Annotated in this window: 9 protein-coding genes; 1 reads left to right on the plus strand and 8 read right to left on the minus strand. The window is 60.9% G+C overall.

Annotated features, from left to right (window positions below; translation table 11 throughout):
* Positions 1-12 precede the first annotated feature (12 nt).
* The 5 genes from IEX27_RS08420 to IEX27_RS08440 form a co-directional block, all read right to left on the minus strand.
* On the minus strand, positions 13-474 hold the full coding sequence (locus tag IEX27_RS08420) for a thioesterase family protein (protein ID WP_188720597.1): 462 nt from the start codon (positions 472-474) through the stop codon (positions 13-15).
* Positions 475-491: 17 nt separating this feature from the next.
* Complete coding sequence (locus IEX27_RS08425) at positions 492-1,199, minus strand: ABC transporter ATP-binding protein (protein WP_188720598.1); 708 nt, start codon at positions 1,197-1,199, stop codon at positions 492-494.
* A complete protein-coding gene (locus tag IEX27_RS08430) occupies positions 1,192-2,994 on the minus strand; it encodes a branched-chain amino acid ABC transporter ATP-binding protein/permease (RefSeq protein WP_244630291.1) in 1,803 nt (600 codons plus the stop codon). Before IEX27_RS08430 ends, IEX27_RS08425 begins: the two co-directional genes overlap by 8 nt.
* Position 2,995: 1 nt before the next feature.
* A complete protein-coding gene (locus IEX27_RS08435; RefSeq protein WP_188720599.1) occupies positions 2,996-3,874 on the minus strand; it encodes a branched-chain amino acid ABC transporter permease in 879 nt (292 codons plus the stop codon).
* 127 nt (positions 3,875-4,001) lie between these two features.
* Positions 4,002-4,778, minus strand: coding sequence for a sugar phosphate isomerase/epimerase family protein (locus IEX27_RS08440; RefSeq protein WP_188720600.1), 777 nt, complete (start codon positions 4,776-4,778; stop codon positions 4,002-4,004).
* 203 nt (positions 4,779-4,981) lie between these two features.
* Between IEX27_RS08440 and IEX27_RS08445 the strand changes: the two genes are divergently transcribed.
* Complete coding sequence (locus IEX27_RS08445; protein WP_188720601.1) at positions 4,982-6,175, plus strand: ABC transporter substrate-binding protein; 1,194 nt, start codon at positions 4,982-4,984, stop codon at positions 6,173-6,175.
* A 145-nt stretch (positions 6,176-6,320) separates the two neighbouring features.
* On the opposite strand, the gene IEX27_RS08450 is transcribed toward IEX27_RS08445, so the two are convergent.
* From IEX27_RS08450 to IEX27_RS08460, 3 genes are all read right to left on the minus strand, one after another.
* Complete coding sequence (locus tag IEX27_RS08450) at positions 6,321-7,103, minus strand: enoyl-CoA hydratase/isomerase family protein (RefSeq protein WP_188720602.1); 783 nt, start codon at positions 7,101-7,103, stop codon at positions 6,321-6,323.
* Positions 7,104-7,235: 132 nt separating this feature from the next.
* Positions 7,236-9,371 (minus strand): methylmalonyl-CoA mutase, encoded by a 2,136-nt coding sequence (scpA, locus tag IEX27_RS08455; RefSeq protein ID WP_188720603.1) that lies wholly within the window; start codon positions 9,369-9,371, stop codon positions 7,236-7,238.
* Between the two features lie 153 nt (positions 9,372-9,524).
* On the minus strand, positions 9,525-11,528 hold the full coding sequence (locus tag IEX27_RS08460; RefSeq protein WP_188720604.1) for an acetyl-CoA carboxylase biotin carboxylase subunit: 2,004 nt from the start codon (positions 11,526-11,528) through the stop codon (positions 9,525-9,527).
* Positions 11,529-11,532 lie beyond the last annotated feature (4 nt).

Here is an 11,532-nt window from a genome sequence, read left to right on the forward strand (position 1 = left end):
GGAGCCAACCCGTCAGACGCTCACTTCCTGGTCAACGGCGTGCGCCCTTGCGAGCCTGCGTAGGTTCTCCAGGATGACCGGATCGACGATCCGCGCCGATTTCCGGACCGACAGGTCCACATGGATGGAAACGAATTCAGCTGAAGCCGCCCGGACATTCCGGGTAAGGTTCAGGAGTTCATGACGGTGCTTGAAGATGCGCTCGTCAGTGAAGATGAGGCGGCTCCTGACCTGAAGCTGCTCGGCTTCGAGCAGCTCCTTTTCGTAGCGGATGCGCTTTTCCAGCCTGTACGTGGTGCGGCCATTGGCGGCGATGTAGTCGTTGGTGAGACCGATCGTATCGATGATGTTGTGCTCAGCGGCATCGAACACGTAGTCGTACCACTCAACATTCATGTGCCGGTTGATATCGATCCATTCCGGCTCCACGACGCCTTCATAGCCAATGAAGTAGTTCGGTTCAGCCGTCTCCAACTCCACCGCCTCCAATGCTAGTGCGCCGCAGCGGTTTCGGCGAGCCCGAGCTTTTCATCAAGCTCGGAGGCCTTGCAGGTGAACTTGACCTTGCCGCGTTCGATGATCATCGCGCGGTCGGCATAGGGGGCGGTCACCTTCAGGTGCTGCTCGACGATGACGACCGCAGTGCCGCTCTCCGCCCAGTTGCGCAGGAAGGAAAGGATCGGCGGCAGCAGCGCCTGGGCGAGACCCATCGACGGCTCGTCACAGAGAAGCACCTTGGGCTGGGCAACGAAGGCCTGGCCGAGGGCCAGCATCTGCTGCTGGCCACCGGAAAGGTCACGCGCGTATGCCTTGTGCTTTTCCTTGAGGATCGGGAAGACGTCGTAGATCTGGTCGACGGCCTTGCTGAAGGCTGCCTTGTCGCCACGACGCGCCGCCGCACCCATGCGCAGGTTGTCGTAAACGCTCAGCTCAGGAAACACCCGGTGCCCATCGAGCACCAGACGGAGGCCCGACTGAGCGATGGCTTCCGGCGCCATGCCCTGGAGCGGCTTGCCGTCCAGAAGCACCTCGCCCTTCGTCGGCTTGTTGAAGCCGGCGATCGCCCGCATCAGGGTGGACTTGCCCGCGCCGTTCTCGCCACCGATGAGAAGGATCTCACCGGCGGAGACCGACAGGGAGACATCCTCAAGGACAGGGACTATGCCATAGCCCGCGTAGAGATTGTTGACCTTAAGCACGGGCGCCTCCAACGAACATGTGCTGTACGGCAGGATCACGGGCGAGCGCTTCCGGAGCACCGCTGGCGACGGACTTGCCCTGTTCCAGAACGGTGATGGTGTCGGCAATGCCCCAGACGAGGTCGAGGTCGTGCTCCACCAGGATCACGCTCTTGCCGAGGTTGCGCGACAGGAAGCGGACGAGCTTGGCGAAATCCGCACGCTCGCTCTGCGAGAGACCTGCGGCCGGTTCGTCGAAGAGGATGATGTCCGCTTCCTTCAGAACCACGCGCATTACTTCCACCAGACGGCGCTGGCCGTGCGACAGAAGCTCGGCATTGTCCTGACCGAACTCGGCTTCCAGCTGAGCGGCCAATTGCCTGATGCCTTCACTGGGGCTCGTCGTGCTGGCATCCAGACCGATTCGCAGATTTTCCCAAAGCGACAGCTGAGTGAAGATGCGGGGCGTCTGGAAGGTACGGCCAAGACCCGTATTGGCAATACGGTCGGCGGCCATGCGCGTCGCATCATGCCCGTTGATCAGGAACGAGCCTTCGTCCAGGCGGCTCAAGCCCGACAGGACGTTCAGAAGGCTGGTCTTGCCTGAGCCATTGGCACCGATCAGGCCGTGGATCTCGCCCTTGCGGACCTTCATGTTGACGCCGCCGACAGCAACCACAGCACCGAAGCGCTTCACACCATTGCGGACCTCGACGGCATATTCAGTATCCGACGGGGTGAACTGGGTGTTGTTCTTCAGGCGTTCAAGGAACGGGTCAATACGGAAGGCCTTTTCGCCACGGCCAAGGACCGACCGTGCCTTGCGCCAACGCTCTACCGAGCCGACGATGCCGTCGGGGAAGAGAACGACGGTGAGCAGCGTCAGGGTGCCGTAGATCAGCAGGCGGTAGTCGACGTATTCAACCAGCGCGACGTTCGGCAGGATGAACACAATCCACATGCCAATGATCGGGCCGAGAAGCTGTCCGCGGCCACCCACCACGACCGCCATGAAGAACAGGAACGACATTTCCATGTTGAAGCCCTGCGGGCTCACGAAGGAAACGGCGGGAAGGTAGAGGATGCCGCAGATGCCGGTGCCGATGGAGGCGATGATGAAGGCGAGGAAGCGCATCACGCCCGGCTTCACGCCTAGGGTGCGGGCAGCCTCGGGGCTGAGGGCGGCAACGCGCATCTGGCGTCCAAGACGCGAGTTGCGGATCGCATAGTGCACGACCAGCGCGAGCATCGGATAGACCGCCACCATGATCGTCAGCCAGGACAGGCCGAAGATTACCTCATGATGGATCCATGGCACCGCCACGCTGATGCCGTTGATGCCGTTCGTCCACTTGTCGAGCGACATCAGAAGCTGCGGGAAGACGATTGCGGCCGAAAGCGTCACGAAGCCAAGATGGAAATACTGCACGCGCAGCGCCGGCAGTGCGAAGAGCAGGCCGCCGAGGAAGGCCGCAAAAAGGCCAATCAGTGAAGCTGCCGCAAAAGAATAGCCATGCATGCCAAAGAAGATGGCCGTGACATAGGCACCCAATCCAAGCAGAACGCCCTGGCCGAACGACTTCTGGCCGGCATCGATAAAGAGGAAGTTCTGGAAGATAGCGGCGGCAATGTAGATGTTCACCAGATGGAAGGTGTGCACCCAGTAAGAGTTGCCAAGCAGCGACGGCAGAAATCCGGTGACGGCGATCAGCGCAATGCCGATCCACACCTGTGGCAGATCGGAGTTGAACCGCGCTCTGGACGTCGTTGAAACAGACACTTGTGCGCCGGAGTCCATTGTCTTGGATACGGTCATATCAAACCCTCCGCGCAGTCGTGCGGCCGAACAGACCCTGCGGACGAACCATCAGGATCAGAACCAGAACCAGCAGCGAAGCCAGATCCTGATACGAGCCACCGATCTTGTAGGCGGTCAGCATCGCAACAACGCCGACCAGCGGTCCGCCGATCAGGGTGCCGAGATTGCTGCCAACGCCACCCACCACGGTCGCAACGAAGCCGTTCAGGACGTAGCGCATGCCGGCGTCTGGGCTGACGGAGATGACGGGAGCAACGAGAAAGCCAGCGGTGCCGACGATCAGACCGCTGATGGCGAAGGCGATCAGCTGGAGACGGCGGACGGGCAAGCCCGCGGCGCGCGCCGCATCAAGATCCTGCGAGATTGCGCTGATGGCGAGGCCGAGCAACGTCTTGCGCAGGAAGAAGCGCAGCGCAAAATACCAGAACACCATTGCGCCAATGGCGAGTGCGTAGGCGCCGGGCGTTCGTACGCCGAAGACGCGGAACGACGGCACGACACTCTGAACCGTGTAGGCAAAGGGACCCTGGGTGATCATGAGGATCGCGCCAAGAATAATCGAGGCGGCCATGGTGGATATGATCCACGAGTCCTGCTCGACCGCAGACCTTAAAGGCAAGAGTGTGATCCAACCCTGGAATGTCACCAGTGCAGCAACGAGGAGGCCTGAAACCACCATCATCAGCAACCACCAGGATACATCTACCTGATTGGCGAGAAAAAACGCCGCAAAGCCACCCAGGACAAACATGTTTCCCTGGGCAAAGTTAAGGATACCAGTCGCGCCATGTACGATGTTGAAGCTCATCGCTATCAACGCGAAGATGGAACCTATAGCGACACCGCGGACGACGATGATCGCAATTTCACTCAGCATGAAGTCCTCCCATGCAGCTTGTTCGTGGGCGCACTAGCGCCATACTCCCCTATGCGCTCAATCGATTAAGCCAGCATCGTTAGAACGGACTATCAGACAAACTGAACCGTGATGGCGGTCTAGGGTCTCAGATCACGATGAGCGAAGCTGCGCTGTCAAACGTCGTGCGGGCAGCATCTTCAAGCGGCATGGCAGCCAGCTCAGGGGAGATGATCTCGACGCTCAGAGGAGCCTCGGATCCGGTCTTCCGGAGGGAGCGGACGAAGGCTGGAAGATCAAACTCGCCTTCCCCGCATAAAAGCCTGCGCTGGGTGTCCTCCGGCAGGGATCCCACCTGCGGACCTGCATCATTGACCTGAATGCAGAGGATCTTTTCCTTTGGCAGCGTTTCCAGCTCGTCGAGGGTCGTTGACCCCCGGAAGACATGCCAGGCGTCAATGACGAGCCCCGCATTTACGGGGCCCATCAAATCGAGCGCCGTTTTCAGATCCGGTACGTTGCTCCAGGGAACGATCTCAAGGCCGACGGACAGTCTATGTTCTGCAGCCCGCGCGCAGAGCGCCTCGAAGGTTCCCACCATATGCGACCGTGAAAGACCCTTGCCCTGGAAATCCGCGCCCACACTCAGGACGTCCGCCCCGATCGCGCGCGCAGCGGCAAAGGCTGCATCTTCCATCTGGCGTGCATCACTGGTGTCGAGAAACCAGTCCGTGAGAAACTCCACGCCGCGATGCTCCATTCCCGCCGCATCGAAGAGGGACTTTATTTCACCGTCCGTGAGACCTGCCGCCTTCTGCTCAAGATAATCGCGGAAATGAAACCAGTAGCCCTGGTATCCAGCGGATGACAGCGCCCGCAGGCGAACCTCCAGGGAATGACGCGAGGCAGGAACGGAGCCCGGCATGACCCCGCTGATCGTGTGTGAAGAACATATGAGCGCGCGTTTCATGGCGGGCAGTTTGGCGGGCGCCGGCTCCCATGTCCCACTCCATCCGGACTAGGTGCAGAGAATCTCTTTCCTCGCCGCAGTGCACTAGTCCGTTCGAACGATGATCGCGGCTTTTGCTTGAAGTCTGATGGCTTTCATACCTGATCCGGAGGAGTCACATGGGTACACGGTTGAACAAAACACTGAGCATTCTTGCGGTCGCCAGCGTTGCCTTGGGGAGCAGCGTGGCTTTCGCCGAGGATACCGTCAAGCTGGGCGGCATCATGTCGATGACCGGCGGTGGCGCGTCCATCGGCCGTGCTGCAAGCACCGCATGGAAGCTCGCCGTTGACGAGATCAACGCCAATGGCGGCATTCTCGGCAAGAAGGTGGAGCTCGTCATCGCAGATACGATGACCGACCCGACCCACGGCGTTGCTGAAGCCCGCCGCCTGCTGCAGAACGAAAAGGTCGATGCGATCATCGGCCCGGCCACCAGCCAGGAGACCATTCCGATCGCAACGGTAACGACCGAGAGCAAGGTGCTGCACGTCTCGACGGCTGCTTCGCCGACGCTGAGCCCGGACACCGTGCCGTACCACTTCTCGACCTCGGTTACCGCGCTGAACCAGATCATTCCGAACATCAACTTCGCGATCGACAAGCTCGGCGTGAAGAAGTTCGGCATCATCTCCGACAACGGCGGCATGTCGAAGGCAGGTGTGGTCGAGATCACGGAATACCTGAAGGAAAAGGGTCTGGAGCCCGTCGAAATCCAGGAATTCCCGTTCCGCACGGAAGACATGACCCCGCAGTTGCTGTCGCTGCGTTCGTCGGGTGCTGAAGCGCTGCTGTTCATCTCCTCGCTCGGTGACGACGCCCGCAAGATGCTCGAGAACCGCCTCGACATCGGCTGGGATGTGCCGGTTCTGGCAAACCAGACGCTGTCCAACTACGCCGTCGGCAATGCCGGCGTGATCGGCGAAGAAGCCTTCGAGAACGTCTATGCCGTGACGTTCGTCGGCCAGACCTACTGCGATGGCGACCCGGTTGGCGAGAACGCTTTCGCCAAGTTCGTTGCCCGTGCAAACAAGGAAGTGCCGGAACTCGAAATGCTGGGCGGCCCGGGCTCGCTGGCACCATACTACATCATCCCGCTCATCGTTGCCGAAACCATGAATGGCGCCGGCACGACGGAAGGTGAAGCAGCGGCCAAGTGGCTCCAGGAGAATGCAGGTCAGGTGACGATCCCGACCGGCGGTCTGCAGGCGAGCGACAAGAGCCACTTCCTTCCGGCTCTGGACTCGATCGTGACGATCGAGAGCCCGCACAAGCTGCGTGAGGACGGCCTGGCCAAGCGCGCCGGCTGTTAATTAATCCCTACCGATAGACCTTCGAGAGCGGCGTCCTTGGGGCGCCGTTCTTGCTTTGGCGGGAACTATCCAGCCACTCAGGAAAAGAAAAAGCCCCACCGCGTCACCAGGATGGGGCTCTGATTTATCTGAAAACCTGAGACGCTCAGCGCCCCACGAACTGCGGCTTGCGCTTGCCGAAGAAGGCTTCAAGGGCTTCACTAAAATCAGCGGTACCGGCGCAACTGATGAAGGCGGAGGCTTCCACATCGAGCTGGTCAGCGTAGCTGTTGTCCAGCGACTGACGCATCAGCGCCTTCAGGTGTTTGTGGGCAACGGGTGCCCCTGCTGCAATACGATGGGCAAGGTCGGCCGTCTCCGCTTCCAAAGCGTCAAGCGGAACGACCTTGTTCACCAGCCCAAGCCTTAGGGCCTCATCCGCCGGAATAGACTGGCACAGAAGCGCGATTTCCAGCGCCTTGCGATAGCCAACCAGACGCGGCAGGGCCCATGAGCCGCCACAATCCGCCGGGACGCCAACACGCGGATAAGCGAAGTTGAAGATCGTGTCCTCGGCTGCGATAACCATATCGAGACCAAGGGCAAGCGACAGCGTACCACCAGCGACCGCGCCCTTGATGCTGCCGATGGTCACGAATGCGGCGCTGTCGAGTTGCTTCAGCATCGCGTGCAGGGGGTGGATCAGGCGCTCGGCAGCAGCGGGTTTGTCTTCCGCTTCGTGGAAGAAAGCAAGATCGCCGCCAGCGCCGAAGGACGGACCTTCGGCACTGAAGACGAGTACGCGCGTTTCGTCCCTGGAGACAACCTCATTGACGGCTTCGACCAAAGCATCGACCATCTCAACGCTGAAGACATTACGGCGCTCGGACCGGTTCAGCCGGATCTCGGCAATGCCATCGCTGTTCGTCAAGATGATCGGTGACGTCATGTGGTCCTCCTCAATTGTAGCAGTAGTGCCTTAGATCGTTTCAGCGGAGCACGGAAACGCTGAAATGATCTAAGCCTTTGTTTAAACGCAATTCCGGACGGGAAACCGGTTCCCACTTTTCCTGGAATTGCTCTAGTCGTTACGGCGGCGTCCCTCAAGCAGATCAAGCACCGTGCGTGCGCATTCGAGCACGTTGCTGCCCGGTCCGAAGATAGCAGCTACACCCTGTTCAAGCAGGTAGTCATAGTCCTGACGGGGGATGACACCACCACAGACGACAATGATGTTCTCCGCACCCTTCTTTTTCAGCTCCTGGATGAGCTGGGGAACGAGCGTCTTGTGGCCAGCGGCGAGCGAGGATGCGCCGACGACGTGCACCTTCGAGGCAATCGCCATGTCGGCTGCTTCCTCGGGCGTCTGGAAGAGCGGACCCGCCAGAACCTCGAAGCCGATGTCGTTGAAGGCAGAAGCGATAACCTTGGCGCCACGGTCGTGGCCATCCTGACCGAGCTTGGCGATCATGACACGCGGCTTTTCCTGCAGCGTCTCAGAGAAGCTCTGCAGGCGCTCGACCACCGTGCGGTATTCCGGATCGTTCTCGTAGGACTCGCCGTAGACCTTCTCGACGATCACAGGAACGGCGACGTTCTCGTTGAAGGCGTTGCGCATCGCGTCGGAGATCTCGCCCACGGTCGCGCGCAGGCGGGCAGCTTCCACGGCTGCCTCGAGGATGTTGCCTTCGCCGGTGCGGGCGACCTGCTCGAGGGCGGCAAGGGCTGCCTCGACGCGCTTCGGGTCGCGCTGGCGCTTCACCTTTTCAAGGCGGGCGATCTGCGACAGACGCACGGCGGTATTGTCGATCTGGAGGATCTCGATTTCGTCCTCGGTCTCGGGACGATACTTGTTGACGCCAACGATAACGGTCTCGCCGCGATCAACCGATGCCTGCTTGCGGATCGCAGCTTCCTCGATCAGGCGCTTCGGCAGCCCGGTGGCAACCGCCTGGGTCATACCGCCCAGAGATTCCATCTCCTCGATCAGCGCCCAGGCCTTTTCGGCCAGCTCGTTGGTCAGGCTCTCGATGTAGTAGGAGCCAGCCAACGGGTCGACGACGTTGGTCACACCCGTCTCGTGCTGCAGAATGAGCTGCGTGTTGCGGGCGATGCGGGCGGAGAATTCCGTCGGCAGAGCGATCGCTTCGTCGAAGGAGTTGGTGTGCAGCGACTGGGTGCCGCCGAGGGCAGCCGACATGGCCTCAAAGGCGGTGCGCACGATGTTGTTGTAGGGGTCCTGCTCCTGCAGCGAGACGCCAGAGGTCTGGCAGTGGGTGCGCAGCATCAGCGAGCTTGCCTTCTTCGGCTCGAACTCTTCCATGATGCGGGCCCAGAGCAGACGCGCGGCGCGCAGCTTGGCGATTTCCATGAAGAAGTTCATGCCGATGGCGAAGAAGAATGACAGGCGGCCTGCGAAGTCGTCGACGTTCAGGCCCTTCTTCAGCGCGGCGCGAACGTATTCGCGGCCGTCGGCGAGCGTAAAGGCAAGCTCCTGCACCAGCGTCGCACCGGCTTCCTGCATGTGGTAGCCGGAAATGGAGATCGAGTTGAACTTCGGCATCTCCCTGGCTGTGTATTCGATGATGTCCGCAACAATCCGCATCGAAGGCTCGGGCGGATAGATATAGGTGTTGCGGACCATGAACTCCTTTAGGATGTCGTTCTGGATGGTGCCGGAAAGCTGGGCACGCGGAACGCCCTGCTCCTCACCCGCGACGATGAAGTTGGCGAGGATCGGGATCACCGCGCCGTTCATGGTCATGGAGACCGAGACCTTCTCGAGCGGGATGCCTTCGAAGAGGATCTTCATGTCCTCGACGGAGTCGATCGCAACACCGGCCTTGCCGACGTCGCCTTCCACGCGCGGATGGTCGCTGTCATAGCCACGGTGCGTCGCAAGGTCGAAGGCGACTGAAACGCCCTGCTGGCCGGCGGCCAGAGCCTTGCGGTAGAAGGCGTTCGATTCCTCGGCGGTGGAGAAGCCCGCGTACTGGCGGATCGTCCACGGTCGGCCAGCATACATTGTAGCGCGTGGACCGCGCACGAAGGGCTTCATGCCCGGCAGGGATTCCAGATGGCTGACGCCCTCAAGATCCTCGGCCGTGTAGAGCGGCTTGACCTTGATATCCTCCGGCGTGTTCCAGACGATGGTTTCAGGCGAGCGCTTGAGCTCCTTCTCCGCCAACTCACGCCATTTCTCAAGTTTTGGAGCCATTTGTGCTGCTTTCTTTCCTCTTCGCGGGGCTGGCTGCAACGTCCGCCACCGTCCGAACCTATGCCGCGATGTTTCCCGCCTCACCCTGCAGGAACATCGCCGGATATCTCTCAAAAGCAAGGCCGGCAGTCCGAAAACCGCCAGCCTCTCATCTCATTCAAACTCCATGATGAGTTCGTCGACCGCAAGGCTCATGCCAGGCTCGGCGCTGATGGACTTGACCACGCCGCGGCGTTCCGCGCGCAGCACGTTTTCCATCTTCATGGCCTCAACCGTGCAAAGCACCTGTCCGTCCTCAACCGTATCGCCAACCTTCACCGCGACGGAGGTGATGACGCCCGGCATTGGGCACAGAAGCATCTTCGACGTGTCTGGCGGCAGCTTCTCGGGCATCAGGCGAGCAAGTTCCGCAATCCTCGGCGTGCGGACGCGAGCGACCTCATCGATGCCGCGCCAGCGCAGACGCCAGCCCTGACCAGCCGATGCCGTCTTCACGCCGATGCGCTCACCATCCACCAGGAAAGAGGCATGGTTGCGACCGGGCAGCCAGTCGCTCGACACGGCAACCGTTCCATCATCAAAGACAACGTTCAGGGTGTCGCCCTCGCCTGCCTCGGTGCGGACCGGCAGCTCGTTGCCGCCAAGGGTGACGACCCAGTTGGTGGGCACCTTGCGGGCGTGGTTTGCCATCGCACCGGAGATCTGGACCGCGCGCTTCTCGGCGCGGACGTGCATGAAGGCCGCAACGGCCGCGAGCTTGCGCGTTTCGTCCAGGCCTGCGCTCACGCCCTGGAAGCCTTCCGGAAACTCCTCAGCGATATAGGCGGTGGTCAGCGCGCCCTGGCGGAAGCGCTCCTGCTGCATGACTGCGGAGAGGAACGGCAGGTTGTGGCCGATGCCTTCGACCTCGAAATCGTCCAGAGCGCGCGACATGGCATCGATCGCGGTGATGCGGTCGGGCGCCCAGGTGCAGAGCTTGGCGATCATCGGATCGTAATACATCGAGATCTCGCCGCCCTCGAACACGCCGGTGTCGTTGCGGACGATAGTGCCATCTTCCTGCTGGCCCTCGACCGGAGGACGGTAACGCTTCAAGCGGCCGATCGACGGCAGGAAGTTGCGGAACGGATCCTCGGCATAAAGGCGACTTTCGATCGCCCAGCCGTTGAGCTTAACGTCTTCCTGAGTAATCCGCAGGGGCTCACCAGCGGCGACGCGGATCATTTCCTCAACCAGGTCGAGGCCGGTGATCAGCTCGGTGACCGGATGCTCAACCTGCAGGCGAGTGTTCATCTCGAGGAAGTAGAAGTTGCGATCGCCGTCAACGATGAATTCGACCGTGCCGGCGGAAGCGTATCCTACGGCCTTGGCCAGAGCGACAGCCTGCTCGCCCATGGCCTTGCGGGTAGCCTCGTCAAGGAATGGTGACGGCGCTTCCTCGATGATCTTCTGGTTGCGGCGCTGGATCGAGCATTCGCGTTCACCGAGATAGACAACGTTACCGTGGAGGTCGCCAAGCACCTGGATCTCGATGTGACGCGGCTGCGTGACGAACTTCTCGATGAAGATGCGGTCATCACCAAAGGAAGACTTCGCCTCGTTGCGCGACAGCTGAAAACCTTCGCGGGCTTCCTCATCGTTCCAGGCGATGCGCATGCCCTTGCCACCGCCACCGGCGGAAGCCTTGATCATGACCGGATAGCCGATCTGCTGGGCGATGCGGACAGCCTCCTCGGCGTCCTCGATCAGGCCCATGTGGCCCGGAACGGTGGAAACGCCTGCGGCAGCTGCGATCTTCTTGGAGGTGATCTTGTCACCCATCGCCTCGATGGCCTTGGGAGGCGGGCCAATGAAGGTGACTTCGGCTGCGCGGAGAGCCTCTGCGAACAGCGGGTTCTCGGACAGGAAGCCGTAGCCAGGATGCACGGCATCGGCACCCGTCTGCTTGATCGCGTCGAGGATCTTGTCAATGACGATGTAGGACTGGTTGGCGGGCGGCGGTCCGATGTGAACCGCTTCGTCGGCCATCTTGACGTGGAGCGCGTCACGGTCGGCGTCCGAGTAGACAGCCACGGTGGCGATGCCCAGCTTCTGGGCGGTCTTGATAACGCGGCAGGCGATCTCACCGCGATTGGCAATCAGGATCTTCTTGAACATCTTA

The sequence above is a fragment of the Nitratireductor aestuarii genome, from assembly GCF_014641695.1.
GTDB lineage: Bacteria > Pseudomonadota > Alphaproteobacteria > Rhizobiales > Rhizobiaceae > Chelativorans > Chelativorans aestuarii.

Coding starts and splice junctions, on each gene's coding strand:
- IEX27_RS08435 (WP_188720599.1), bottom strand. CDS start 3,874: ATGCTGAGTGAAATTGCGATCATCGTCGTCCGCGGTGTCGCTATAGGT.
- IEX27_RS08450 (WP_188720602.1), bottom strand. CDS start 7,103: ATGACGTCACCGATCATCTTGACGAACAGCGATGGCATTGCCGAGATC.
- scpA (WP_188720603.1), bottom strand. CDS start 9,371: ATGGCTCCAAAACTTGAGAAATGGCGTGAGTTGGCGGAGAAGGAGCTC.
- IEX27_RS08445 (WP_188720601.1), top strand. CDS start 4,982: ATGGGTACACGGTTGAACAAAACACTGAGCATTCTTGCGGTCGCCAGC.
- IEX27_RS08440 (WP_188720600.1), bottom strand. CDS start 4,778: ATGCCGGGCTCCGTTCCTGCCTCGCGTCATTCCCTGGAGGTTCGCCTG.
- IEX27_RS08430 (WP_244630291.1), bottom strand. CDS start 2,994: ATGACCGTATCCAAGACAATGGACTCCGGCGCACAAGTGTCTGTTTCA.
- IEX27_RS08460 (WP_188720604.1), bottom strand. CDS start 11,528: ATGTTCAAGAAGATCCTGATTGCCAATCGCGGTGAGATCGCCTGCCGC.